At 69.4% G+C, this 24676-nt stretch carries 28 protein-coding genes; 13 read left to right on the top strand and 15 right to left on the bottom strand.

What is annotated here, in order from left to right; all coding sequences use genetic code 11:
* Positions 1-199: 199 nt before the first annotated feature.
* A complete protein-coding gene (locus tag KBZ04_RS02535) occupies positions 200-1399 on the top strand; it encodes a glycosyltransferase (RefSeq protein WP_254990324.1) in 1200 nt (399 codons plus the stop codon).
* On the opposite strand, the gene KBZ04_RS02530 is transcribed toward KBZ04_RS02535, so the two are convergent.
* On the bottom strand, positions 1333-2673 hold the full coding sequence (locus tag KBZ04_RS02530) for a hypothetical protein (RefSeq protein WP_254990323.1): 1341 nt from the start codon (positions 2671-2673) through the stop codon (positions 1333-1335). The two genes, KBZ04_RS02535 and KBZ04_RS02530, sit on opposite strands and share 67 nt — an antisense overlap.
* A 227-nt stretch (positions 2674-2900) precedes the next feature.
* Here KBZ04_RS02530 and KBZ04_RS02525 point away from each other — a divergent pair, with 227 nt between their 5' ends.
* Genes KBZ04_RS02525 through KBZ04_RS02510 form a run of 4 tightly spaced genes read left to right on the top strand, consistent with a single transcriptional unit; the run spans position 2901 to position 6099 of the window.
* Positions 2901-3665: a hypothetical protein gene (locus tag KBZ04_RS02525; protein WP_254990322.1), complete on the top strand. Its 765-nt coding sequence runs from the start codon at positions 2901-2903 to the stop codon at positions 3663-3665.
* A 15-nt stretch (positions 3666-3680) separates the two neighbouring features.
* Positions 3681-4718: a glycosyltransferase family 2 protein gene (locus KBZ04_RS02520; protein ID WP_254990321.1), complete on the top strand. Its 1038-nt coding sequence runs from the start codon at positions 3681-3683 to the stop codon at positions 4716-4718.
* Positions 4715-4954 carry a hypothetical protein gene (locus KBZ04_RS02515; RefSeq protein ID WP_254990320.1) on the top strand — a complete coding sequence of 80 codons (240 nt, stop codon included), beginning with the start codon at positions 4715-4717 and terminating at the stop codon, positions 4952-4954. The genes KBZ04_RS02520 and KBZ04_RS02515 overlap by 4 nt, the downstream gene beginning before the upstream one ends.
* Positions 4951-6099 (top strand): glycosyltransferase family 9 protein, encoded by a 1149-nt coding sequence (locus KBZ04_RS02510; RefSeq protein WP_254990319.1) that lies wholly within the window; start codon positions 4951-4953, stop codon positions 6097-6099. Before KBZ04_RS02515 ends, KBZ04_RS02510 begins: the two co-directional genes overlap by 4 nt.
* On the opposite strand, the gene KBZ04_RS02505 is transcribed toward KBZ04_RS02510, so the two are convergent.
* Complete coding sequence (locus KBZ04_RS02505; RefSeq protein ID WP_254990318.1) at positions 6087-6332, bottom strand: hypothetical protein; 246 nt, start codon at positions 6330-6332, stop codon at positions 6087-6089. The two genes, KBZ04_RS02510 and KBZ04_RS02505, sit on opposite strands and share 13 nt — an antisense overlap.
* A 92-nt stretch (positions 6333-6424) precedes the next feature.
* Between KBZ04_RS02505 and KBZ04_RS02500 the strand changes: the two genes are divergently transcribed.
* Positions 6425-7675: a 1-deoxy-D-xylulose-5-phosphate reductoisomerase gene (locus tag KBZ04_RS02500; protein WP_254990317.1), complete on the top strand. Its 1251-nt coding sequence runs from the start codon at positions 6425-6427 to the stop codon at positions 7673-7675.
* The gene (locus KBZ04_RS02495; RefSeq protein WP_254990316.1) at positions 7672-8022 is read left to right on the top strand and encodes a (2Fe-2S) ferredoxin domain-containing protein; all 351 of its coding nucleotides are present in this window, start codon (positions 7672-7674) and stop codon (positions 8020-8022) included. Before KBZ04_RS02500 ends, KBZ04_RS02495 begins: the two co-directional genes overlap by 4 nt.
* Here the strand turns inward: KBZ04_RS02495 and KBZ04_RS02490 are convergent.
* Genes KBZ04_RS02490 through KBZ04_RS02475 form a run of 4 tightly spaced genes read right to left on the bottom strand, consistent with a single transcriptional unit; the run spans position 7997 to position 11919 of the window.
* The gene (locus tag KBZ04_RS02490; protein ID WP_254990315.1) at positions 7997-9028 is read right to left on the bottom strand and encodes a YheT family hydrolase; all 1032 of its coding nucleotides are present in this window, start codon (positions 9026-9028) and stop codon (positions 7997-7999) included. The two genes, KBZ04_RS02495 and KBZ04_RS02490, sit on opposite strands and share 26 nt — an antisense overlap.
* 16 nt (positions 9029-9044) lie before the next feature.
* Complete coding sequence (locus KBZ04_RS02485; protein WP_254990314.1) at positions 9045-10475, bottom strand: NAD(P)(+) transhydrogenase (Re/Si-specific) subunit beta; 1431 nt, start codon at positions 10473-10475, stop codon at positions 9045-9047.
* On the bottom strand, positions 10472-10765 hold the full coding sequence (locus KBZ04_RS02480) for an NAD(P) transhydrogenase subunit alpha (protein WP_254949625.1): 294 nt from the start codon (positions 10763-10765) through the stop codon (positions 10472-10474). The genes KBZ04_RS02485 and KBZ04_RS02480 overlap by 4 nt, the downstream gene beginning before the upstream one ends.
* The gene (locus tag KBZ04_RS02475) at positions 10762-11919 is read right to left on the bottom strand and encodes an NAD(P) transhydrogenase subunit alpha (protein WP_254990313.1); all 1158 of its coding nucleotides are present in this window, start codon (positions 11917-11919) and stop codon (positions 10762-10764) included. The genes KBZ04_RS02480 and KBZ04_RS02475 overlap by 4 nt, the downstream gene beginning before the upstream one ends.
* A 116-nt stretch (positions 11920-12035) precedes the next feature.
* Here KBZ04_RS02475 and KBZ04_RS02470 point away from each other — a divergent pair, with 116 nt between their 5' ends.
* A complete protein-coding gene (locus KBZ04_RS02470) occupies positions 12036-13505 on the top strand; it encodes a DEAD/DEAH box helicase (RefSeq protein WP_254990312.1) in 1470 nt (489 codons plus the stop codon).
* Between the two features lie 54 nt (positions 13506-13559).
* Positions 13560-13925 carry a hypothetical protein gene (locus KBZ04_RS02465; RefSeq protein ID WP_315860035.1) on the top strand — a complete coding sequence of 122 codons (366 nt, stop codon included), beginning with the start codon at positions 13560-13562 and terminating at the stop codon, positions 13923-13925.
* Between the two features lie 16 nt (positions 13926-13941).
* Here KBZ04_RS02465 and infA read toward each other — a convergent pair whose 3' ends face one another.
* Positions 13942-14211, bottom strand: a complete 270-nt coding sequence (gene infA, locus KBZ04_RS02460) for a translation initiation factor IF-1 (RefSeq protein ID WP_015108791.1) — start codon at positions 14209-14211, stop codon at positions 13942-13944.
* 235 nt (positions 14212-14446) lie between these two features.
* On the opposite strand from infA, the gene KBZ04_RS02455 reads away from it, so the two are divergent.
* Positions 14447-15064 carry a pseudouridine synthase gene (locus KBZ04_RS02455; RefSeq protein ID WP_254990311.1) on the top strand — a complete coding sequence of 206 codons (618 nt, stop codon included), beginning with the start codon at positions 14447-14449 and terminating at the stop codon, positions 15062-15064.
* On the opposite strand, the gene KBZ04_RS02450 is transcribed toward KBZ04_RS02455, so the two are convergent.
* The 4 genes from KBZ04_RS02450 to KBZ04_RS02435 form a co-directional block, all read right to left on the bottom strand.
* Positions 15036-15251: a hypothetical protein gene (locus KBZ04_RS02450; RefSeq protein WP_254956431.1), complete on the bottom strand. Its 216-nt coding sequence runs from the start codon at positions 15249-15251 to the stop codon at positions 15036-15038. The two genes, KBZ04_RS02455 and KBZ04_RS02450, sit on opposite strands and share 29 nt — an antisense overlap.
* A 51-nt stretch (positions 15252-15302) precedes the next feature.
* The gene (locus KBZ04_RS02445) at positions 15303-16265 is read right to left on the bottom strand and encodes an NAD(P)H-binding protein (RefSeq protein ID WP_254990310.1); all 963 of its coding nucleotides are present in this window, start codon (positions 16263-16265) and stop codon (positions 15303-15305) included.
* Between the two features lie 71 nt (positions 16266-16336).
* Positions 16337-16435, bottom strand: coding sequence for a cytochrome b6-f complex subunit PetM (gene petM, locus KBZ04_RS02440; protein ID WP_015108796.1), 99 nt, complete (start codon positions 16433-16435; stop codon positions 16337-16339).
* A gap of 26 nt (positions 16436-16461) precedes the next feature.
* A complete protein-coding gene (locus tag KBZ04_RS02435; protein WP_254990309.1) occupies positions 16462-17628 on the bottom strand; it encodes a N2,N2-dimethylguanosine tRNA methyltransferase in 1167 nt (388 codons plus the stop codon).
* A gap of 25 nt (positions 17629-17653) precedes the next feature.
* Here KBZ04_RS02435 and KBZ04_RS02430 point away from each other — a divergent pair, with 25 nt between their 5' ends.
* Both KBZ04_RS02430 and ilvN read left to right on the top strand, forming a co-directional pair.
* The gene (locus tag KBZ04_RS02430; RefSeq protein ID WP_254990308.1) at positions 17654-18613 is read left to right on the top strand and encodes an alpha/beta fold hydrolase; all 960 of its coding nucleotides are present in this window, start codon (positions 17654-17656) and stop codon (positions 18611-18613) included.
* 87 nt (positions 18614-18700) lie between these two features.
* Positions 18701-19231, top strand: a complete 531-nt coding sequence (ilvN, locus tag KBZ04_RS02425) for an acetolactate synthase small subunit (protein ID WP_254965067.1) — start codon at positions 18701-18703, stop codon at positions 19229-19231.
* Between the two features lie 31 nt (positions 19232-19262).
* Here the strand turns inward: ilvN and KBZ04_RS02420 are convergent, their stop codons facing one another.
* Both KBZ04_RS02420 and KBZ04_RS02415 read right to left on the bottom strand, forming a co-directional pair.
* On the bottom strand, positions 19263-20006 hold the full coding sequence (locus tag KBZ04_RS02420) for a peptidylprolyl isomerase (RefSeq protein WP_254990307.1): 744 nt from the start codon (positions 20004-20006) through the stop codon (positions 19263-19265).
* A gap of 1 nt (position 20007) precedes the next feature.
* Positions 20008-20574, bottom strand: a complete 567-nt coding sequence (locus tag KBZ04_RS02415) for a photosystem I assembly protein Ycf4 (protein ID WP_254990306.1) — start codon at positions 20572-20574, stop codon at positions 20008-20010.
* 153 nt (positions 20575-20727) lie between these two features.
* On the opposite strand from KBZ04_RS02415, the gene psbD reads away from it, so the two are divergent.
* A complete protein-coding gene (gene psbD / locus KBZ04_RS02410; RefSeq protein WP_015108802.1) occupies positions 20728-21786 on the top strand; it encodes a photosystem II D2 protein (photosystem q(a) protein) in 1059 nt (352 codons plus the stop codon).
* Between the two features lie 126 nt (positions 21787-21912).
* On the opposite strand, the gene KBZ04_RS02405 is transcribed toward psbD, so the two are convergent.
* On the bottom strand, positions 21913-23766 hold the full coding sequence (locus tag KBZ04_RS02405; protein WP_254990305.1) for a hypothetical protein: 1854 nt from the start codon (positions 23764-23766) through the stop codon (positions 21913-21915).
* A gap of 565 nt (positions 23767-24331) precedes the next feature.
* Positions 24332-24676: SGNH hydrolase domain-containing protein (locus KBZ04_RS02400; protein WP_261350820.1), on the bottom strand; the 345-nt coding region annotated here is incomplete at its 5' end.

Raw genomic sequence — 24676 nt, 5'->3', positions numbered from 1 at the left:
GACCACGGGGTGACCTGGGGCCGGCGATCCATCTCCATCGGGATGGTGCCTGGATCACTCACCAGTGTATCCAGAAGGCCGCTATCTTTCTGCAGCTTTTTTTCACCCCAGCTCACCGTATCCCGGCGTCCGAACAGACGGCTCCAGAGCGACATGACGCAGGTCAGTTCAGGCAGCGGGATTGTAATAGCGTTAACGGATGGAACTGTTGCTGATCCATCAGAACCATCCCGGCCAGTTTCGTGATCTGACCCCCGCCCTCGAACGCCGCGGCCACCGCGTTCTCGGTCTGGGTGCCACCCCCCGCGGCCAGCGGCTCGACTACGCCTGGCAGGCGCCGGCCCTGCCGGCGGGGTTGGTGGACCCCCTGCTGGAGACCAACCTGCACCGGGCCGGGCGCGTCCAGGAGCGCTGCCTGGAGCTGCGCGGGCAGGGCTACCGCCCGGAGGCCGTGCTGGCCCACAGCGGCTGGGGGGAATGTCTCTACCTGCGCGACATCTGGCCCGAGGCGGTGCTGATCGCCTACCCCGAGCTCTATGCCGCGCCGCTTCTGCTCGGCTACGGCTTCGATGCCGACCTGGGCGAACCCTCTCCCGCCCTGCGGGCCCAGTGGCGCCGCGGCAACCTGATGGGTCTGGCGGCGATCGCCGACGCCGACGCCTGCGTGGTGCCCACCCGCTTCGCCCGCGACACCTTCCCCCCCCACCTGCGCAGCCGTTTCCACGTGCTGCACGAGGGCATCGCCCTGCCGCCCGCCGCCACCGGGAGCACCAGCCTGCGGCTGGAGGGCGGCCCCACCCTGGTGAAGGGCGATCCGGTGATCACCTTCGCCAGCCGCAACCTCGAACCCCTGCGGGGCTTCCGCAGCTTCCTGCGGGCCCTGCCGGCCGTCCTCGCCGCCCGGCCGGACGCCCGGGCCGTGATCGTGGGGGGCACCGGCAGCGGCTACGGCGCCCCCTCCTCCCATCCCGAAGGCCACAAGGGCGAACTGCTGGCCCTGCTCGGCCACCGGCTGCCCCTGGAGCGTGTCCATATCCTGCCGCCCCTGGGGCACCGCGAACTGCTGGCCCTGTTCCGCCTCAGCGCCGTCCACGTCCACCTCAGCTATCCCTACGCCCTCTCCTGGAGCCTGCTGGAGGCGATGGCCTCCGGCGCCCTGGTGGTGGGCTCCGACAACCCACCGCTGAACGAGGTGATCCAGAACGGCCACAACGGGCTGCTGGTGCCGTTCAACGACAGCGAACGCCTGGCCGAAACCCTGCTGGCGGTGCTGGCCGATCCGCCCGCCTTCGCCGCCATGGCCGACGCCGGCCGCGCCAGCGTCGCCGCCCGCTACGAGGTGAACCGGGCCGCCGAGGCCTTTGAAGCGCTGATCTGCAGCCTGCGGCTGCTGCGCTGAAGGGCCCGCAGCACCGCCTCCACCACCGGCCGCCAGTCGCGGTCGTCGGACTGGCGGAACAGGCGCAGACTCGGGTACCAGGGGCTGTCGTCCCGCTGCCGCAGCCAGCGGGGGTCGGCGCTGAAGGGCAGCAGCACCCAGGCCGGATGGCCCATGGCGCCAGCCAGATGGGCCATGGCCGTGTCCACCGTGATCACCAGGTCGGTGCCGGCCAGCACCCGTGCCGTAGCCAGAAAATCACCCGTTGGGTCGATGGCCCCGGCGAACAGGTGGCCCACGGGCTCCGCCAGCTGCCGGTCCTCCCCCTGCTGCAGCAGCACCGGCTCGCAGCCCAGGGCCACCACCCCTTCCACCAGCCGCACCAGGGCGGCGCCCGGCAGGCTGCGCTTGCGGTATTCCCGGCGGGTGAAGCCATCACTGAGCTTGCGGCCGCTGGCCCAGGTGAGCCCGATCCGCGGCGGCCGGCCGTAGCCATCGGCAGACGCCGCGGGGTCCAGGCCCCGCAGGTAGGTGCCCCGCCCATCCGGCCCCGGCGGCTGGGGGCAGGGGGCCCCGCCCAGCGCCGCCGGCAGCGACAGCAGGCTCACCAGGCTGTCGCCATGGGAGTCGGCCCGCTCCCGCACCTCCGGTGGCTGGGGCAACCAGGCCAGACCCACCTGCAGCAGCGCCACCAGCGACGGCTCCACCTCCAGCACCACCTGCTGGCCCCGGGCCGCGGCCTGCTCCATCAGGGGGGGGATCCAGCGCAGGTACTGCAGGCCATCCCCCAGGCCCTGCTCGGTGCGCACGTGCAAGCGCCGCGACCGGGTCACCACGGCCCCCACCCCCCCCTCGGGACCAGGGGCATGGCTGGCGAGTTCGAAACGGCGTTCGGCCAGGGCGTAGGCCTCCCCGTAGGCCTCCAGGCCGATTAGCACCGAGGCGTGGTTGCAGGCCACTTCCGGCCCATCGTCCAGCTGGCGGCTGGCCCGGAAGGCGCGGTCGGCCGCCTCGAAGCGGTTGAGATCCCGCAGGCTGTTGCCGAGGCCCATGAGGGGGGCGGGGCTGGACGGCAGCTGCAGAGACGCCCGCCGGTAGAGCGCCAGGGCCTCCTCCGGCTGATCCGAGAGCCAGAGGGCATTGGCGGCCCGCAGGATCAGCGTCACATGCGCGGCATGCGTCTTAACCAGTTCCTGGTAAATACAGGCGGCTTCGCACCACTCCTGCCGGCTCTCCGCCTCCTCCGCTTCCTGAAGCACCAGCTCGAATTCGGAATCGCCTGAAAGCACTGGCATGACAGGAATGGTGACCCAGAACTAGCGCTGCGGCAATGAATGAGCCGCTGAACGTTCGCCTGAGGATCGGCTTGCGGCGGCCAAGGCGCTACACAGCCGTCGTTAGGATTTGCCTACTGAAAGTGAGTTGTTCAAGAGGACGACTTGAAAACGTTACACGGGATACATGCTGATTCCATCGCCTCCCCATAGGCTTCAGGCCAACGAATAACCGGCATTTTTTCGAAATGGCTTCCTCCGATACCCTTTCGATCTTCGTGCCGGATCCCGGCGAGACGATCACCCAGACCACCACATCCGGCGCCACGGTCCTCACCGGCCTGAACGGCGACACCGTCAACTCACGCATCTTCCCCAACCAGGGTCGCAACATCAGCGATGTGGGCATCCAGGAGCCTTCCGCTGGTGACACGCGCACCACGTTCTCGGGTGCCTCCAAGGACACTTCCTACATCGGCAATGCCGACGACAACACCGTCACCTTCCTCGGCAACGCCAGAAACACCACCATCAGCACAGGCGCCGGCGATGACACCCTGATCGCCACCGACATCACCAAAGGCACGATCTCCCTCGGCCCCGGCGATAACACCGCCATCACCGGTGCCCTCAAGGACACCACCATCACCGCCGGCAATGGTGCCGACAGTTTCACCATCACCGACAAGGCCGATTCCGTCAGGATCAGCGCTGGCGCCGGTGATGACACCCTGATCTTCGGCGGCAAGGTCAGCGATTCCACCTTCCTGCTGGGCCAGGGAGCCGACGTTCTCGACTTCTCCGCCAAGGTGCAGAACACCTGGATCGACCTCGGCAACGACACCGCCGTCGACCAGGTCTTCTTCAACGTCAGGAGTGATCTCGGCACCGGCACCCAGATCTTCGGCGCCGGCGACGGCGATCTGCTGATCATCGGCGGTGAGGAATACGCCTCCGATTACACCCAGACGGCCTTCATCTCGACCCAGGGCGACTCGATCACCTTCGGCTGATGACCCCAGCCACCGGTGGCCCGCTTGGAACAGAACCGCTTCGCCCGTAACTACATCACGTGTATCGAGAAGGGGGACCTTGAGGCGGCAAAGTCCCTCCTCTTCCTCTGGACCAGGACCTACTTCCTCTCCCTGCCTGCCGCCCCCAACCGCCGCGACCTCACCAATCCCGACCTCTGGGGCTGCCTGGCCCAGTACGCCTCCCTCAGCGGCGATCGCTCCCCGGTGGACGACTTCTGGCAGCGGCTGGATGGGGTCTGCCCCCGCACCTGCACACCGACGGCCATACCCCTGCTCGGCGTTCCGATCCTCAACCGGCCCGATCTGCTGCTGCGGCTGCTCGACAGCCTCGACCACCCCGTCGAGACCCTCGCCATCGTCGACAACAGCATCGCCTCCGGCCTCGCCGACACGGCCGCCCTCAGCCGGCTGCTGGCCCAGCTGGAGCGGGAGCCCCCCGCCGGCATCGGCCGGGTGCGGGTGGCGCGGCCCTTCGCCAACCAGGGTGTCGCCTCCAGCTGGAACGCGATCCTCACCGCCTTTCCGGAGGCGCCCTTCGCCCTGCTGGTCAACAACGATGTGGTCTTCGCCCCCGGCGTGCTGGCCCAGGTGATCGAACGGGTCGATCCCTCCCTCCCCCAGTTCGTGCCGTTGCTGCCGGCCCCCCAGGAGTTCTCCGCCTTCGCCATCACGCCCGCCGCCTGGGACCGGGTGGGCCTTTTCGATGCCAACTTCCACCCGGCCTACTGCGAGGACCTCGACTACGCCGAGCGCCTGCGCGCCTGCGGCGCGGTCGAGTGGATCACCCCCGACGACCTCCAGAGCCTGCAGCTGCGGGCCAACCCCACGGCGAGCGCCACCATCGCCAGTGACCCCCGGCTGGAGGCCTGCAACCGCACCACCTTCCTGCTCAACAGCCTCTGGCTGCACAGCCAGAGGCGGCTGGAGCAGCCCCACCGCGGCACCTGGATGCGGCGCTGGCTGAGCCAGTGGGTGCTGGAGCAGGCCCCTCCCCTGGCCAACCAGGCCCCCCTTGACGCGGTGCCCGGATGAACCTGCCCGTCCGTCGCCAGCCCTCGCGTCCAACGCCGCTGGACGACGCGCCCCTCGGCTGGCCGATCGGCGGCGGCCTGGTGCTGCTGCTGGTGGTCACGCTGGTGGTGGGGCTGCAGCTCGGCGCCCTGCCCTGGCGCTTCCGCAAACAGATGTGGCAGCTCCAGGGGGCCCTGGCCGGGGGCGCCGTGGGGCTGGTGGTGGGCATCGCCATCGGCCGCCGCCGGTCGCCATGAACACCCTGCCCCGCCTGATGCGCCGGTTCCAGGACGAGGACCTCGGCCCCCGGCCCCGGATCGTGGTGCTCGGGGCCCCCAAGCTGGGCAACTACGTGGTGCTGCAACCGCTGCTGCGGGGGCTGCGCCGCAAGTACCCCGGCGCCCGGCTCACCTATGTGGGCAGCCAGCGCACCAAGGAGCTGGAGCGGCTCAACCCCTGGATCGATGCCAGCCTGCCGCTGGCGGAGCAGGGCCCGGCGGCTCTGCCGGCCCTGGCGCAGTGGCGGCGAACCATGGCGGCCCGGGGCCAGGGCGACGGGGTGGATCTGGTGATCAACGCCGACGGCCACAGCCCCCACACCGCCGCCTGGGCCCAGGCCCTGGCCCCCCGCTTCGTGGTGGGAGCGGCACCGATCCCTACGGGCAACCACCCCCTGCAGGCCCTGGCCCTCGATCCCCACTGGGCCAGCCCCGCCCTGGTGCAGCGCTACTCCGGCTGGATCGCCAGCAACAGCATCCGCGAACTGCACTGCCGCGTCGCCTGGGTGCACACCGACTTCGAACGGGTGGAGCTCCCCTGGGAACCCGCACCACCGGGGCTGCCACCGGTGCTGATCGCCGTGAACGGTGAGCGTGCCGCCAAGCTCTGGCCCCTGGAGCACTGGCTGGCCCTGCTGGAGCGCCTGCGCCGGGAGATGGGCCTGGCGGCCGGGGCCATCGGCCTGATCGGCGGCCCTCCCCCCGCCGAGCCGCGCCAGGCCGGCGACCGGCTCGAGCGGGCCCTGCTGGCCCGCGGCGGCCTGCGGGACCTGCGCGGGCGGCTGAGCCTGCCGGTGCTGGTGGGGGCCCTGGCCCGCAGCCGGCTCTGCATCGCCGTCGATTCCGGCCCCCTGCATCTGGCCGCAGCCGCCGGATGCCCCACCGTGGCCCTGTTCGGCACCGACGCCGACGGCATCGGTGCCAGCCCCCGGGATCTCTGGGCCCCCCGGGCCGAGCACGTCTGGATCAGCCACAGCCGGCACCGCTGCAACGGCTGCCAGCAGCTGCGCTTCGAGAACCCCGCCTGCCCCCTGGAGCCCCACGCCTGCATGGACGGGCTGCCGCCCGAGGCGGTCTGGCCCCTGGTGCAGCGGGCCTGGCAGCAGGGCGGTCAGCGCTCCTGAGGAGCCTCCGGCTCAGGCTGCTTGCCCGCCATCAGCGTTTCAATCTTGCGGATCCGCTGCAGGGTGGTCTGCCACACCTCCAGCTGGAAGGCCCGCTGGCGATCGCCGGCCGCCACCGCTCCGCGGCACTCCTCCACCAGCGCTTCGAGATCCTCACGGCGCTCGAAGGCCTCCCAGAGCTGGCGCTCGATCCGGGCCCGCTCGATGAAGTTCCAGCGCTGCAGCCACGACATGGGAAGGGATCGTTGTCGCCCCAGTTAAGCCAGCGCCGCCGGCGTCCGGAGATGGGACACTGGGACGCCATCCATCCCGCCGGGGCCAGCCTGTGAAAGCCATCGCCGTGCTGGGCTCCACCGGGTCGATCGGCACCCAGACCCTGGAGATCGCCGAGGAGTTCCCCGATCGCTTCCAGGTGGTGGCCCTCACCGCCGGCCGCAACCTCGATCTGCTGGTGGAGCAGATCATCCGCCACCAGCCGGAGCTGGTGGCCCTGGCCGAGGCCGACCGGGTCGCCGAGCTGGCCAGCCGCCTGGCGGCCCTCGAACCGGAACGGCGTCCCGCCCGCCTGCCCGAGCTGGTGGGGGGTCCCGAGGGCCTCTGCACCGCCGCCGCCTGGCCCAGCGCCGATCTGGTGGTCACCGGCATCGTCGGCTGCGCCGGCCTGCTGCCCACCCTGGCGGCGATCCGCTCCGGCAAGGACCTGGCCCTGGCCAACAAGGAAACCCTGATCGCCGCCGGCCCGGTGGTGCTGCCCGAGCTGCAGCGCAGCGGCAGCCGTCTGCTGCCCGCCGACTCGGAGCATTCGGCCCTGTTCCAGTGCCTCCAGGGCACCCCCTGGGCCGACACCGCCCGCCTCTCCACCGGCGTGCCGACCCCGGGCCTGCGGCGGATCCAGCTCACCGCCTCCGGCGGCGCCTTCCGCGACTGGCCCGCCGCCGACCTGGCCAAGGCCACCGTGGCCGATGCCACCAGCCACCCCAACTGGAGCATGGGGCGCAAGATCACGGTGGATTCGGCCACCTTGATGAACAAGGGGCTGGAGGTGATCGAGGCCCACTACCTGTTCGGCCTCGACTACGACCACATCGAGATCGTGATCCACCCCCAGAGCATCATCCACTCGATGGTGGAGCTGGCCGATTCCTCGGTGCTGGCCCAGCTGGGCTGGCCCGACATGAAACTGCCCCTGCTGTACTGCCTCAGCTGGCCGGAGCGGCTGGAGACCCCCTGGCGCCGCCTCGATCTCACTGCCGTGGGCCAGCTCACCTTCCGCGCCCCCGACCGGGAGAAATACCCCTGCATGGCGCTGGCCTACGCCGCCGGCCGGGCCGGCGGCACCATGCCCGCCGTGCTCAATGCCGCCAATGAACAGGCCGTGGCCCTGTTCCTGGAGGAGGCGATCCCGTTCCTGGCCATCCCCGAGCTGATCGAGCGGGTCTGCGACCGCCACCGCGTCGACCACCACGGCACCCCCTCCCTCGACGACGTGCTGGCGGTGGACGGCTGGGCCCGCCAGGCCACCCGCGAGGCGGCGGTGGCGCTCAGCCGCCAGGCGCCGGCGCCGCTGCCGGCGTGAGCGGCGTCCAGCACCACCTGCTGCTCTGTGCCACGCCCTCCAAGGCACTCTGCGGCGACCCGGCCGTCGGTGCGGCCAGCTGGGACCGGCTCAAGCAGCTGGTGCGGGAGCTGGGGCTGGAGGAGCCCGGCCGGCCCCAGGGGGTGGTGCTGCGCACCAAGGCCGATTGCCTGCGCATCTGCTGCGAGGGCCCGGTGCTGCTGATCTGGCCGGAGGGCCTCACCTACGGCGGCGTCACCCCCGAGCGGATCGAGCGCATCGTGCACCAGCACGTGATCGGCGGCGTGCCGATCGAGGAGTGGATCGTGCGCCGCACCCCCTTCAGCCACCCCCTTCCCCCCGGCTGAGGCGCCGCAACCAGGCCACCACCAGCCGATCGGCCCAGCAGGCCGGCCCGTCGCCGGGGGCATGGAAGCCGTTGTGGCCGCCATGGGGTGTGATCACCACCGAGGGGACCGATCCCGCACCCGCCCCGGCACGACCGGGGAGGGCCGCCGCCAGCTGCCTCAGCGGACCCACCGGCACCCAGGGGTCGTCGCCGGCATGGAGCAGCAGCGTGGGGGGCAGGGGGAGGCCTTCGAGCAGGGAGGACAGGGGGCTGGCGGCCGTGTAGTAGGCGCCCACCGAGGCGAAACCCCAGCGCGGCGCGGTGATGGCCGCATCGAAGCCCCGGATCGTGCGGGCACGCCTCGGCCCCAGCAGGGCCTTGCGCTCTGTCTCCCGGAGACCACCCGGATCGGCCAGGGTCTGCTCCCGCAGGCGCTGCATCAGCCAGCGCTGGTACACCCGGTTGCGGCGTCGCTCGAACTGGACGGCGCAGACCCCCAGATCGAGGGGACTGCTGACGGAGACCAGGCCATCGAAGTCGAGACCGGCCAGACCAGCGTTGAGCAACACCGTGCCCCCCAGGGAAATGCCGGCGCCGTAGAGCGGCCGGCCGGCGGCCAGCTGCCGGGCCCGGGCCACGGCCGGCCGCAGGTCGTCGTTGCAGAGGGCGCAGTAGGTGCCCTTGGCGAGGGGTCGGCCGCGGCCGGCCCCCCGCAGGTTGAGGCGCAGCACGGCGAAGCCCTCGGCGGCCAGGGCCAGGGCCAGGCGCCGCGGTCCGGGGCCATCGCTGGAGCCCCCCAGCCCGTGCAGCACCAGCACCAGGCCGATCGGCGCTCCGCCGTCGGGACGGTCCAGCAATCCCACCAGCTGGTTGCCGTCCGCCAGGGGGATCGGCAGCGCCTCGGCGCGATCGGGGGGGAAGCGCTGGGGGCGCAGGGTGTCCCGCAGGGTCTGCAGATCGCCGCCGATCCAGGGGGAGCGCTGGCGAAAGGGGGGCAGGCCGAGACGGTCGGGAAGTTGGCTCACAGGCCCGGCCCCACCCTCAGGCCGCCACCTTCACCTTGCCCACGCCCATGGAGCGAAGCTCGCTCAGCAGGCCGTTGAGCACCGCCTTGGCATCCCCGAACACCATGGCGGTCTGGGGCATCTCGAACAGGGCGTTGTTGATGCCCGCATAGCCCGACCCGAGGCTGCGCTTGACGACGAACACCTGGCGGGCCTGGTCCACCTCCAGCACGGGCAAGCCGTACAGGGGGCTGGTGGGGTCGTTCTTTGCCTGGGGGTTCACCACATCGTTGGCCCCCAGCACGATCACCACGTCGGTGCGGGGGAACTCGGGATTGACCAGGTCCATCTCCAGCAGCTGCTCGTAGGGCACGTCGGCCTCGGCCAGCAGCACGTTCATGTGGCCGGGCATGCGCCCCGCCACCGGATGGATGGCGTAGCTCACCTGCACCCCATGGCTCTCGAGCAGCTTGGCCAGCTCCCGCAGGGAATGCTGGGCCTGGGCCACCGCCAGGCCATAGCCCGGCACGAACACCACCCGCTCGGCCTGCTCCAGGGCCATGGCGCATTCCTCGGCGCTGCAGCTGGTGATGCGGGTGTAGCCGGCCTCGCTGCCGCCACCGCCCACGGCGCCGGCGCTGGCCCCGAGGGCACCGCCGAAGAGCACCGACACCAGGGAACGGTTCATGGCGGTGCACATCACCTGGGTGAGGATCAGGCCCGCCGCCCCCACCATGGCGCCGGCCACGATCAGCAGCTGGCTGCCCACCACGAAGCCCGCCGCCGCCGCCGCCACCCCGGAATAGGAGTTGAGCAGGGAGATGACCACCGGCATGTCGGCGCCGCCGATGGGCAGGGTGACGCCGATGCCCAGCAGGGTGGAGCCCCCCATCAGCAGCCATAGGGGCAGGCCGGAGGGATCGCCTGGCAGCAGCAGGGCCGACACGAGGCAGAGCACCGCCAGGGAGATGTTGACCCCGTGGCGAAGGCGGCTCTGGGTCCAGCCGGGGGTGTCCAGCCAGCCCTGGAGCTTGGCCATGGCCACGATCGAGCCGCTGAAGGTGATGGCGCCGACGAACACCGACACCGCGATCGACACCAGGGCGACGATGTCGGCATCACCGGTGTCGAAGATGGCCACCCCCATGGCCACGAGCAGGGAGGCCATGCCACCGCAGCCGTTGAACAGGGCCACCGTTTCCGGCATCGCGGTCATCGGCACCCGGCGGGCCGTGACCAGACCGGCCAGGCCTCCGGCGGCACTGCCGGCGGCGATCCAGAGCCAGGCGATCGGATCGGGCCGGATCTGGATCAGCAGGCCGACGACGGCCAGGCCCATGGCCAGGGCTGCCAGGCCATTGGCCCCGCGGGCCGAGCTCACCTTCGAGAGCCCCTTGATGCCGAGGGCCAGCAGGAGCACGGCCGCCAGATCGATGGCGGCGGCAAACGCATCCATGGAGAACGTCATCGGCTGTCACCCTTGCGGCGGAACATGGCGAGCATGCGATCGGTGACCAGGAAGCCGCCGATCACGTTGTAGAGGGCGAAGCCCAGGGAAAGGGCTCCGATCACCAGCAGGGCCGTGTTGTCCCCGGCCTGCTGGATGAGGGTGAGGGACGCCAGCACGGTGATGCCGCTGATGGCGTTGGCCCCCGACATCAGAGGGGTGTGCAGGGTGGGGGGCACCTTGCCGATCAATTCCAGCCCCAGCAGGCTGCCCAGCAGGAGCACCCAGAGGGACTGCGTCAGAACGCTCATGAACGGGCTCCGATGGGGGACAGGCCGGCGGGCTCGACGATGTCGTCGCGGCGGCAGGCGCCGGCATGGGTGAGCAGACAGCCATCCAGGATCGGATCCTCCGGATCCAGCCGGAAGCCGTCCTCGCCCAGCACGTGCTCAATGAGGGTGGCGATGTTGCGGGCGTAAAGGGCGCTGGCGTGGTTGGGAACGGTGCTGGGCAGGGCGTCGGCCCCGATCAGCAGCACCCCCCGGCGCTCCACCGTGGCCCCGGGGATCGTGCCGAAGCAGTTGCCGCCCTGGGCCACGGCCAGATCGACCACCACCGCCCCGGGCCGCATGCCGTCGAGCATCGCTTCGCTGATCAGGCGGGGTGCCGGCCGGCCGGGCACCAGGGCGGTGCAGATCACCATGTCGGCCAGGGCCAGCTGGTCGGCCAGCTGCTGGCGCTGGGCCGCCAGGAAGGCCTCGCTGGCCTGGCGGGCGTAGCCGCCCAGCTCGGCGGGGGCCTCCTCCAGCTGGGGCGGGTCGATGAAGCGGCCCCCCAGGGATTCCACCTGCTCCTTCACCGCCGGCCGCACGTCAGAGACGTACACCACACCCCCGAGGCGGCGGGCCGTGGCCAGGGCCTGCAGGCCGGCGACTCCGGCCCCCAGGATCAGCACCCGGGAAGGCTGGATCGTGCCCGCCGCCGTCATCAGCATCGGCACGTAGCGATCGAGGGCGGCGGCCGCCAGCAGCACCGCCTTGTACCCAGCGATGTTGGCCTGGGAGGAGAGCACGTCCATCGACTGGGCCCGGGTGATCCGCGGCAGCAGCTCGAGGGCGACGGCGGAGGCCCGTCGGCCGTTGAGGGTCGCCACCAGGGCGGTGGCGCCGTAGGGGGCCAGCAGGCCCACCAGCAGGGCTTGCTCCCGCAGGCGGGCCAGATCCTCGCTCCGCGGGGGCTGCACACACAGCACCCCATCCACCCCTCCCCAGGCCTCGGGGTCCCCGTCCCACAGCTCGGCACCCACGGCGGCGTAGTCGGCGTCGAGGAAGCCGGCCGCCTGGCCCGCCCCCCGCTCCACCTGCAGGGTCGCCCCCTTGGCCACCAGCCGTCTGACCGTTTCAGGGGTCGCAGCGACCCTCCGCTCTCCGGGAGCCGTCTCCCTGGGAATCAGCAATTTGACCAACGCGGGGCCACAAACACTCCTTCCGCGATAGACAGACCCGCCGGTGACGGCAAGCCACCGGACGCCAATGTGCGGACACCCCCACCGGCCCCTGGCCAGCCCAGCAGAATCGGCCCATGGCGCCACTGTCCTTCGATCTGGGTCTGCGCCGCGATGGCGGCCCGCCGGGCGTCGCCATGACTCCCCGCGGCCCCGAGCCCCGGGCCTGGCAGCGCCGCCTGATCCAGCTGCTGCGGGCCCGGCTGGTGGCGGCGAGCCCCGGGGTTCAGGACGTGCTCCTGCACGCCGGTCCCGGCGCCGGCAAGACCCTGGGGGCCCTGCTCGCCTTCCAGCAGTTGCAACGGGAAGGACGGCTGGAGCGGTTCGTGGTCTTCTGCCACCGCAGCGCCATCGGCCGCCAGTGGATCGGCGCCGCCGCCCGCCTCGGCCTGGTGCTGCAGGAGTGGGACCCGGGGGGATCGCCCCTGGCGCCGACCGGCCAGGGCCTGCTGCTCAGCTACCAGGCGGCCGCCCTGCACCGCAGGCGCCTGGAGCGGGAGCTGGTCGGCCATCTCCATGGCCGCCGCTGGCTCGCGATCGGCGACGAGGTGCACCACCTGGGCCTCGATCCCCTTGAACCGGAGGCCACGGCCTGGGGGCACGCCTTCAGCAGCCTCAGCGACGGCGCCCAGCTGCGGCTGGGGCTCACCGGCACCCCCTTCCGCGCCGACAACCTGGGCTTCTGTTCCGGCCGCCGGATCCGGATGCACGACCAGGACGGCCCGGCCGAGCGCATCATTCCGGACCTCTGCGTCGAGCCCCGGGCCCTGATCGCCGCCGGTGACGTGCGGCCCCTGGAATTCCGCTTCCAGGACGGCTGGGTCGAACACGGCCGTCCGGAGGATGGGCGGGACCGCGAGATCTCCCCCCTGTCGGCGGAGCAGCGGGAGAGCTGGCGGGCCCGCAACCTGCGCCGGGCCATCCGCCCCGGGGATCGGGGCGGGATCGCCCTGCGGCTGCTGCTCCAGGCGCGCCGCCGCCTGGAGCGGGTACGGCTGGAGCATCCGGGGGCCGGCGGCCTGGTGGTGGCCCGCGACATCGTCCATGCCGGCAGCATCGCCGACCTGCTGACCAAGGAAGGGGACCGGGTGCACCTCGTCCACTCCCAGGATCCGGAAGCGGCCCAACGCCTGGCGGCGTTCCAGGCCGGGGAGGCCGACTGGCTGGTCAGCATCGACATGTGCGCCGAAGGCTTCGATGCCCCCCGGCTGCGGGTGGTGGCCTACCTGACCACCGTGGTCACCCGCAGCCGCTTCGTTCAGGCGATCACCCGGGCCGTGCGCATGGACGGGGATCGCTCCGGTCAGGAAACCATCCCGCGCCGTCCGTCCTACGTGTTCGCTCCGGCCGATCCCCTGCTGATCAGCTACGCCAGGGGCTGGACCGTGAGCGAGCCCTACGTGATCCGCCCACGCCCCCCGGAGATGGCCCCCGGAGGGGCCGGCTCCCCGGGGAGCGACCAACGCGTGCCGCTGCAGGCACTGGCAGATGATGCCGGACGGGTGCTCAGCGTCAGCGGGCCCGTGTTGCCGTCCTTTCGGCGTTGATTGGCTTAAAATGTGCCTCATTTGGCTTGTCGCCGCTGGTTTTCCTGCAACGATGTGACAACCAACACCGTCGAGGTGTCCACCAACCGCCAACGTGGGCACCACAGGACATCCACCGAGATCACCCCGATGGACAGGCCAACAGACGATTCAAGCGAACAGGACGGTCCTTCTGACGCCCCTCTCGATGCCGCTGTCCATCGTCGTGTGACCGTGGCGGTCTGCTGGGCCCTGGCCCGCCGGGCGGCCCTTGATGGCCGTGAGCTGTTCGAAGACAGCTACGCCATCAACGAGGAATTCCGTGAGTGGCTGCTCACCCTGGAGGACCACCCCGAACTGCTTCAGGCCAATGTCCTGATGGTGCCCCGGGATCTGCACCTCGGCCGCCGTCCGGAAACCGACGGTCTGCTGGAGATCTGAGCCCTGCCAGCCAGGCTCAGCGGCGCCTGGGCCCGCCGGGACGGTTGCCCCCCGGCCGCGGGCCGGTGGCGCCGGCATTGCGCTCCCGGTAGGTGATGCGGCCCCGGGTCAGGTCGTAGGGGCTGATCTCCACCAGCACCTTGTCCCCGGCCAGCAGCTTGATCCGGAACTTGGTGAGCTTGCCCGCCGCCCGGCAGAGGCATTGGTGACCGGCAGGCTGCTCGAGGGTGACGAGATAGAACCCGTTGCCCTGCTCCTTTTCGATCACACCGGACGTTTCGATCATGCGGGAAGGCTGGCTTGAGGAAAACAACAGAGTTTCAGCTTAAGCGCCGGCCGTGCCCGCTCCCCAGCCCGTCACACGGTGGCAAGAGCGGAGCGATAGGGTCAGCCGACCGAGCGCCCCTGGCCCCAACCCATGATCCTTCCTCCCATCTCGATGGATCTGGGCCTGCTGCTGATCTCGATCGGCGTGGTCAACCTCTGGCGGGCCCGGGAAAGCGCCTGACCCCGCTGGAGCAGTGACGACCACCCTGCTGCTCCACAAGCCCTACGGGGTGCTCAGCCAGTTCAGCCCGGAACCAGGCAGCCCATGGGGCACCCTGGCCGATCTGGTCGATCAACCGGGCGTCTATGCCGCCGGCCGCCTGGATGCGGACAGCGAGGGCCTGCTGGTGCTCACCGACGATGGGCGGCTACAAGCGAGGCTCACCGACCCGGCCCGTGGCCATTGGCGCCGGTATCTGGTGCAGGTGGAGGGTGTGATCACCCCGGCGGCCCTGGCCAGCCTCCGTCAGGGGGTGATGGTGCAGGGGCGACGCACCCTGCCGGCCCGGGCCCGGGCCGTGGCGGACCCCGCCCTGCCCGACAGGGATCCGCCGATCCGCCACCGGCTGCGGGTGCCCACCGCCTGGCTGGAACTGGAGTTGCGCGAGGGGCGGAACCGCCAGGTGCGGCGCATGACCGCGGCGGTGGGGCTGCCCACCCTGCGCCTGCTGCGCACGGCGATCGACCTGATGGACGGAGGCCCGCCCCTGGATCTGGTGGGCCTGGCCCCCGGCGCCTGGCGCGTCGTGAGCGCCAACGAGCGCCAACGCCTGACGGCGCTGCTCAGACCAGGGCGTCCTTCAGTTCCCTGACGGTCTGGAGCTGGCCGTAGTAGTAGTTCGCCCGGGCGCGGCGGTCGGGATCCTCAAGGCTGTCGAAGGCATCGAAGCCCAGGGAGGCCCAGAGCTCGTGGCCGCAGGCGCGGGTGAGCTCGGCGATGGCCTCCTCCTCCAGATTGGCCAGACGCCGCTGCAGGTTCTTGATCTGGGAAATCGCCATGGCCGCCGCCAAACGCAGCAATAGTACACACGAACTGGCACGCCGAGGCGCTCAGAACGGCAGCTTCTTCTTGGCTTCCTTGTCGAGGTCCGACTCCATCTCCCGCAGGCGCCGCAGGATCGTGTCGTAGTACTCCTTGAGGTAGTCCTCCAGAAGGGTGGTTTCGGCCGGATCGAGGCCGAAGGCGGCATAGCTGGCCTCCATCGGCGCCGTCAGGGGCTCACCGCCCCCCACCACCTCGGCGAAGGCGAGGCGCTCGGCCACGTTGAGGCTGGCTTCAAAGAACCCCGTGACCGACTGCATCAGCCGCAGCAGCACCGGCGGCACCCGGAACACCCGGGCCTCGCGGCCGCTGTAGCGCTCGCACAGCTGGGTGATCTCGCCGGTGGTCCAGCCCCGGGGACCCACCACCGGGAACGCCTGCCGGATCGTTTCGGGCCGTTCCAGGGCCGCCACGGCGAAACGGGCCACGTCCTGGGTGTTCATGTAGGCGATCGGCGTCGGTGCCCCGCTCACCCAGACGGTCTGACTCTCCAGCACCGGAATCGCGAACTGGCTGATCAGGCCCTGCATGAAGGCGACACCCCGCAGGATCGTGTAGTCGAGGTCAGACGCCTCCAGCCAAGCCTCGGTGCAGGCCTTGATGTCCATCAGCGGCACGGAGCGGTGCTTGGCCGCATCCAGCAGCGACATGAACACCAGCCGGCCCACACCGGCCCGTCGACAGGCAGCGAAGAGGTTCTGCTTGCCGTCCCAGTCGATCTCGTAGGCACTGCCGCCATCGGTGGCCCGGGCCGTGGCGGCATCGATCACCGCCTCCTGGCCCTCCAGGGCGTAGTCAAGGCTGGCGGGCTCCAGCAGGTCACCGCGGGTGAGATCACAGCCCCATTCCTGCAGGAAGGCAGCCTTGCGGGGCGAACGCACGACGCAGCGGACAGTGTGTCCGGCATCAAGGGCACGACGGGCGATCTGGCGACCGAGGGTTCCTGTTCCACCGACGACCAGAACCTTCATGGACCCCTGCAAAGGAAGCGGGCTGAGCCTAAGGGTGCGTCCGGCCCCAGCGCGGAGCCGGGGTTCGGCGCTCAGTCGTTCAGGAGCTTGAGCAGCAGGGCGCCGCCCGCCAGTCCGACGGGGATGAGCACCCAGAAGATGGCGGCGGTGCCGAAGATTTCAGAGGCCATGGCCCGGACAAGGGGGAACGGGCTACCTATCTAGCAGCCGTTGCGGCCACCAGCCCGCGTGCCGTGGCCACGATCAGGGGCCAGGGGGCCTCGCTGCGCAGCTGGCCGGCCATCACCCCGCTGGCCGCCGTGGCAAAACCTTCGGCCGTCAGTGCCCCCACCAGCTGGGCCAGTGGCGGGGGACCCTGGCCCAGCCGGCGGGCGATCGCGTCCACGGGCCAGCAGCGGGGGGTGGTGGCCGGGTCGTCCCGGAGCCGCTCCAGCCGCCGCCGGCCCGGGCGGTCGAGGTGGGCACCGCCGGCCTCGGCCTCCTGGAGCATGGTCGTGAGCGTGGCGGAATCCTGGAGGGGCCCGATCCACAGGGGGCCACTCACCGCCAGGGGCGGAACCTCGCCGGATGGCGCCCCGGGGCAGCCGCAGGGCCGCCACCGCCCCAGCCGCAGCAGGCTCTGCACCTGCTGTTCGCCGCAACCATGGCAGTGGGCCACCAGGCCGAGCTGGGCCTCCTCCCCGGCGGCGGGATGGCGCGCCAGTCGCACGGCGGTGCGGAACGCCCGTCCTTCGCTGAAGCTCAGCAGGGGGGTGATTCCGCGGCCCATCGCCCAGGCCGCCCGGGCCAGCAGCCCCAGCTGGAGACGCAGGGCGATCTCCCAGCTGGCGGGGTGGGCCCGGGCGGCAGCACCGAAACGGCGCACGGCGGCGCGGCGGTCATGGCCCGTGGCCGAGCGGCCGTCGGTGCTGGCCAGGTAGAGCACGCCGCCGAAGGCCACCGCCTCCAGGGCCAGGGGAACCAGGGCGGCCGGACAGCCGAAGGCATCCAGATCCACCAGCTCGAAGCGGCGCCCCTCCACCAGGCAGCCCGCCAGCAGCTGCTGGGCGGTGGTGCTGCCCAGCTGCCGATCCACCGCCGCCGGCAGCCGGGAAAGATTGCGCTCCAGCAGGGGCAGGCGGTCCGGGTCGGCGTCATTGGCCCACACCGCCGTGGCGCCACCTTCGAGGCCATAGCGCAGGGCCCGGATGCCACAGCCCGCCATGCCATCGAGGACCCGCACGGGCCGATCCGTGCCGGCGGCGGCCAGGGTCCTTGCCAGCAGCACGCCGAAGTCCCTGGCGGGCCGGGAGGCGGGTCGGAAGAAGCCGCCACCGGTCTCCACGACGGCGGCACCTTCGCAATAGTGAGGGGGTTCGCTCAAGTCCGGGTCCTTGCCGCAACCATCGGTGTCGTCCGTCGACCCCCAGCCTGCCCCCGGGGAGGTCGCACCGCAGCAGGGAGCCGACTGGGGGGACCATGCCCGGTGGGACTGGCGCGGCCTCGGCTGCCACTGGCGCCGCCTGGGCCCTTCAGACGGGCCGGCGCTGGTGCTGCTGCACGGCTTCGGGGCCGCCAGCGGCCACTGGCGCCGCAATGCCGGCCCCCTGGCGGCGGCGGGCTGGTGCGTCTACGGCCTCGACCTGATCGGCTTCGGCGCCTCCAGCCAGCCGGGGCTGAAGCGCCATCAGGCCCTGGACAACCGCCTCTGGTCGCGGCAGGTGCAGGCCTTCCTGGCCGAGGTGGTCCAGGGGCCGGCCGTGCTGGTGGGCCATTCCCTCGGTGGCCTGGTGGCCCTGACCTGCAGCGTCCATGCCCCCCAGTGGGTGCGGGCCGTGGTGGCGGCTCCCCTTCCGGATCCCAGCCTGCTGATGGCCGGGCGCCAACCCCCGCGCCGCCCCCCTTGGCGACGGCGGCTGAAGCGGGGGGTGATCCATGGCCTGCTGCGGCTCCTGCCCCTGGAGCTGCTGGTGCCGCTGCTGGCCCATTCCCCCCTGCTCGACCTGGGCATCCAGTCGGCCTACCACCACCCGGTGATCGGCGACCAGGAGCTGCGTCGGCTGATCGCCCGGCCCGCCCGACGCCCCGGGGCGGTGCGGGCCCTGCGGGCCATGAGCATCGGCATGGCCCTGCGGCCGTTCCGGGCCACCGCCGTCGCCTTGCTGCAACGGCCGGGCCGGCCCACCCTGCTGATCTGGGGCGCGCAGGACCGGCTGGTGCCGGTGGAGGTCTCCGAGCAGTGCCTGCGGCTGCGGCCCGACCTCGACCTGCACGTGGTCCCTTCCTGCGGCCACTGTCCCCACGATGAGACCCCCGACGCCTTCCATGGCCTGGTGCTCCGCTGGCTGGAGCGGCTGCCGACGGGCTGAAGGGAAGGCCGCCCCTGGCGCGTACCTTGGTTAGACCATGCCGGCTTTCCCCCCGGTCCCCCGCCGCACCCCGATCACGAGCCCGACATGAAGCACACCCTCTCGGTGCTGGTGGAAGACGAATCGGGCGCCCTCAGCCGCATCTCCGGTCTGTTCGCCCGGCGGGGCTTCAACATCGAGAGCCTGGCGGTGGGGCCGGCCGAGCACCGCGGCATGTCGCGCCTCACCATGGTGGTGGAAGGGGACGACCGCACCCTCGAGCAGATGACCAAGCAGCTCAACAAGCTGATCAACGTGCTCGGCGTGATCGACCTCTCCACCATTCCGGCGGTGGAGCGCGAGCTGATGCTCCTGAAAGTGTCGGCACCGGCGGAGAACCGCGGCGCCATCTTCGATCTGGTGCAGGTCTTCCGGGCCAAGGTGGTGGACGTGGCCGACGACGCCCTCACCCTGGAGGTGGTGGGGGACCCTGGCAAGCTGGTGGCCCTGGAGCGCCTGCTCGAGGCCTACGGGATCCTGGAGATCGCCCGCACGGGCAAGGTGGCCCTGGAGCGGGCCTCGGGGGTGAACACCGAGCTGCTCAAGGCCACCGTCTCCGACAAACGCGTCCCCGCCTGAACGGGCAAGCGCGTCCCCGCCTGAGCGGGCCTCAGGGCTTCTTCTTGACCAGCGTGCCCCCTTCAATCACCTGGGCCCGGATCAGCTTGTCCCCCTGCTGGATCTTGTCGATCACCTCCATCCCCTTGGTCACCCGGCCGAAGACCGCGTAGCGGCCATCCAGCTCAGGCAGGGCCTGCAGGGCCACGTAGAACTGGGCGCTGGCGGAATTGGGGTCGCTGGAGCGGGCCATGGCGATGGCGCCGCGCTCATGGGTGAGGGCCAGCTGGCGCGTGGCGGTGGGGGTGGTGATCTCCTCGCCGTAGCGGGGTTCCTGGGTGCCACCGAGCTTGAGCTCCAGGGGAATGCGCCGGGACTCGCCACTGGCGGGGTCGACGAAACCGCCCGAGCCGTAGTCGCTGGGGGCCACCTTGGGATCGGCGCTGCTGGGGTCGCCACCCTGCACCACGAAGGGCACGGGCTCGCGCACCACCCGGTGAAACACCGTGCCGTTGTAGACCCCGCGCCGCACCAGATCGACGAAGTTGCCCGCCGTGAGCGGGGCCGCGGCGCCGTCCAGGCTCACTTCCACCGGTCCTTTGCTGGTCTCCATGGCCACCACCGCCGTGCCCTGCAGGCAGGGGGTGGTGGCCGCCTCACAGCCCAGCGGTTGTTTGCCGTTATCGGCGGCGCAGGCCGCCAGGCCGAGGGGCGTCAGCCCCAGAACCAGCAGGAGCAGCAGCCTCCAGCCAAGGGATGCAGGGGTCGTGCGCCGTTGCTTGCCTCGCTGATCCATCTCAAAGGCCCTCCAGAGGAACGCCAAGAAAGCGGGCCAGGCGGGCACCCGCCAGCTCCAGATCGGCCAGGGGCATCGGCTCGCCCACCCGGGTCAGGGGCATGTCCCGCCGGCCCTGCACCCGCAGAGCCAGGCGCCGCTGGGGACTGAGGCCATCCCGCACCTCCACCTTGACCGCCTGGATCTCCCGCAGGGGGATCACCACCTCGATCAGCTTTCGGAAGCCACGGCGGCTGATGCGGGCCTCGCCGGCCCCCCGATCGAAACGGTTGAGGCCCGACCCCACATCGATGCTGATCACCAGCCAGAGATAGGTGGCCAGTAGCAACGCCGCGACGCCATAGAGCCCCATCACCAGACCCTGGGGCACCCAGACCAGGGCGGCGGGGTGGCCGATGGGCAGCAGATCGCGGCCGAAGCGACTGGAGGCGCTCGTGAGCACGAAGCCAAGGCCACCGACGCTGACGGCGGCCGCCACCAGCAGATTGGAGAGACGGCGGGAGCCGAGCACCGGTTGCTCCAGCACCTGCTCGTCGGCCGAAGGGGAAGCGACGCCGGGCGAAGCCATGCGGGATGAAAGGGCAGTGGCCCGCCATCCTGCCGTGAAGCATGCCGGAGGCGTCAGTTTCAGCCCGTGTCGCCTGGCACGGGGGGCGGATCAACGTTGTTACCATCCCCCGGTAACCCACAGCCCTGCGGGTCATCCGCACCGCTTTCACCCATGACGATCGCCCTAGGGCGTGCACCGGCCACGCGTGGATGGTTCGACGTCCTCGACGACTGGCTCAAGCGCGACCGCTTCGTTTTCGTGGGGTGGTCCGGTCTGCTGCTGTTCCCCACGGCCTATCTGGCCCTGGGCGGCTGGCTCACCGGCACCACCTTCGCCACCTCCTGGTACACCCACGGCATTGCCAGCAGCTACCTGGAGGGATGCAACTTCCTCACCGCTGCTGTCAGCACCCCGGCGGATGCCATGGGGCACAGCCTGCTGCTGCTCTGGGGCCCGGAAGCCCAGGGTGACTTCGTCCGCTGGATCCAGCTCGGCGGCCTCTGGCCCTTCGTGGCGCTGCACGGCGCCTTCGCCCTGATCGGCTTCATGCTGCGTCAGTTCGAGATCGCCCGTCTCGTCGGCATCCGTCCCTACAACGCCATCGCCTTCTCCGGCCCGATCGCGGTGTTCGTCAGCGTCTTCCTGATGTACCCGCTGGGTCAGAGCAGCTGGTTCTTCGCGCCGTCCTTCGGTGTGGCGGCGATCTTCCGCTTCCTGCTGTTCCTGCAGGGCTTCCATAACTGGACCCTGAACCCGTTCCACATGATGGGCGTGGCCGGCATCCTCGGTGGTGCCCTGCTGTGCGCCATCCACGGCGCGACGGTGGAGAACACGCTGTTTGAGGACAGCGACCAGGCCAACACCTTCAAGGCGTTCGAGCCCACCCAGGAGGAGGAGACCTACTCGATGGTCACCGCCAACCGCTTCTGGAGCCAGATCTTCGGGATCGCCTTCTCCAACAAGCGCTGGCTGCACTTCTTCATGCTGTTCGTGCCGGTGATGGGTCTGTGGACCAGCAGCATCGGCATCATCGGCCTGGCCCTCAACCTGCGGGCCTACGACTTCGTGAGCCAGGAGATCCGCGCGGCGGAGGATCCTGAATTCGAGACGTTCTACACCAAGAACATCCTGCTCAACGAAGGTCTGCGTGCCTGGATGGCGCCCGCCGACCAACCGCACGAAAACTTCATCTTCCCTGAAGAGGTTCTGCCGCGCGGCAACGCCCTTTGATCGGCTCGTTCTGAATTCCCTTTCTTGTTTGACCCCAGTGCCCTCCTTGGAGGGCACTTTTTTTGTCCTCTGGCTTGCTGTCGGCTGCCGCTCGCTTCCCCAATCCTTGGTTTCCCACCCTGCTGATCACCACGTAGTGGTCGCTTTGGATTTTCCCTCAGCTGATGGGAGGTAAGGGGTGCAAGGAGGTTGAATTGACCAGCACTTGTCCTTCCGTGGGGAGCGAATGGGAATACCCTTGGAATCTGCAGCTGATTCCTGCCTTGAGTGCCATCCATACAGTTGATGGTTGGGAACCGACCTGACGGAGTAGGGTTCGGGACCGGTGGACTTGAGGAGCGGCCGCTGAAAACGGATGCTCAGCAGTGACATCAGTATCGCCGATGTAAGCAGAGAGAGTGCTGGATAGAGAATCACCAGCTCGGTGAATTCAAACCCGATCAGAGAGCCGATCCAGGGAAAAAACCGTGGATTTGGAGGTAGTACCAGCAGGGCAAGAAATGCTATGGGTAGCAGGCAGATGCTGAGGTGCATGAGCCTGCGTTCGCGTATCCATCGCCTGTTTGCCATTACCATGGCTGCGAGGACCAGGAAAAGTGCCATGGCAGAAATAACCCAGAAGGTCATCAGCTGACCACGGGATGTAGACAGGAATCCCGGCAGCCAATCTGATAGTGAAAGATGTTTTGGGTAGAGGCTCGCTGACAGTGAACCAGTATCTTCAAATCGAGCATAATTTGTAACCAGTGCACTTCTGATGAACTTGACTGACGCCAATGGAACAGCATGGTCTCCCCACGGCCCGGTGAAGGGTATGGGAAAGATGAGGTAGCCGGATGTGATCAGGTTTGTTGCGACCATGGAGGCGTAGGCCAACAGGAATGTGCCTGCCAAGGCCCGTCTTTTTTTGAGTTCCCGCCGGCAGAGGCTGACGACACCAAAGACTCCTCGCGGGCGACGGAATCTGAGTCCGCACATCTGATGCAGAAACTCCAGCAGGAAAATCAGGATGAGGCCCAAGGCTCCGGAAAGCTTCAGCAGTGGCAGAAAAAGAGACAGGGCCAGAGCCTGGGCGCGTCGCTGGCCAGGACGGCAGAAGTAGAGGACGTAAACCAGCATCAATGTTGTCATTGAAACGGCTAAGTCCGCATCAAAAGACACCAGCGAATTCAGTGACTGAACGCCAAAGATGAGCCCCGTGCAAAGAAAGAGGAGTGCTCTTGTTGTTATCTGTCTGGCTCCATGAGGCGCCTCTGGCTTTTGAATTTCGGAAAGGCTGGAGACGACCGTGAGAATGAATGCTTCCAGGAAAATGAGGTTGAGAGAGGGAGAGAGAATGAACCTGGAAGGGCTCAGATTTTGCAGCGAGACCTGGGCGAACTGCTGCAGGTTGAAAAAGCCGAAGCTGAAATGAAAGTTGGCAAGGCCTATCTCGGGGCCGAAGGCTTGGAAATGAAGAAGGGAAGGCAAATGATAGAGCCCAGTATCATATTGCAATCCTAAGTGGGGAGCACAGAGAAGGTAAAGAGCTGGCACGAAGCTGAGCACGCGCAGGGTCGCTCCATGGATCGGGCTGATGGCCCCTATCCCGAAGCGTGAGGCCAGTGGCGATGGAATGGATTGGAGAGTCTTGAGGCCGGGCCAGCGGCTTCCCTGCAGCAGGGCCAGGCCTCCGAGGAGCGCCAGCAACAGCGCCGCTGCCGTGGTGAGGCCGCTGCAGAACCGATGGATCATCAGTATCGGCAGTTCGCCAGATCCGCTCAGCAGCTCCATCAGGGCCGGCAAAATCAGCAGAATGTTGCAGCCCACGCCAAAGGCGATGAGGCCGGCCAACAGGTCAAGGCCGTCGTTGCGCTCTTCACAGACCTTCCATGCTTGACCATCGACGCTGGGTCGGAAGCTCGTCGCCAGCCTTGTTGCTGTGAGCAGACCAAAACTGAAAAGGACGAAACCGACAACCATGGCCAGTTGATTGGCCAAGGACGCAAGGGCGAATGGCATCATCAAAGGGGCAACTAGGAAGGGGTATGAGTTCTGAAACCTACCTGAATGTTGTATCAACGCCATGAATTGATGGCTTTCGATTCCTCTCTCAAGCCCTGCGCCAGTGGCGAGGCCGTTGCCGCAGAATGCCGGAGCGGTACGGATGTATCACAGGCCTGCTCTTGAAAGCTCTCCGGCCTGGTTCTCGCCTCGCCATCCGAACCTCCCTGCGGGATTCACGGGCGGGAAGGTGCAAAAAGTCGTTATGATTGCGACGTCCTGTCAGCAGTGGCGTGGCGACGGATTCGGATGTGGCCCCGGGGTTTCCCCGCTGATCGTTCCAATCCGTCCCGAAGGCGTCGCCGGCTGGCATCCAACCCACAGGAGGAGGTGTCCATGACCCCAAGTTGTCCCATCCAGGGTCTGCTGATCGCGGAGAATGCCGGCTAATCACGGCTGCTGACTCCTGATCCATCGGTTCCGCGCCAGAGCGGACCCGGCGAGAGCCCCCGTCATCGCTTTCACCAGGTTCCCCTGGAGAAGACGATGACGGGGGCATCGTTCATGGGCCCTGCGCGCCAGCCCTGCCCATGGGCCGTTGTTCTGGCGAACTTTGACCGCTCGGCGCCGATGTCAGCACCCGGCGGATCACCGGGGCGGCGAGCTTCACCGCCTGCTTGGAGGGATGGGAATGCTCGTCCCGGTAGAGGATCTCCCCATCGGCCGAGCGGTAGGTGCAGGCCCCTTCGGGGCAGAAGAGGTCGAACAGATCCACCACCTGCAGCGTTCCCCGGTTCTCCAGTTCCGCGAGCAGATTGTCGAGGGGCTGGCGGCGCCGCAGGGACTCGACCCGGCCCGGCATCAGGCAGGGGCCACCGAAGGGGGAGAACCACTGCGGCACGGCGCT

It is taken from the genome of Cyanobium sp. N5-Cardenillas, from assembly GCF_024345515.1.
Lineage (GTDB): Bacteria > Cyanobacteriota > Cyanobacteriia > PCC-6307 > Cyanobiaceae > Cyanobium.
This window is presented reverse-complemented; position numbering and strand designations above follow the sequence as displayed.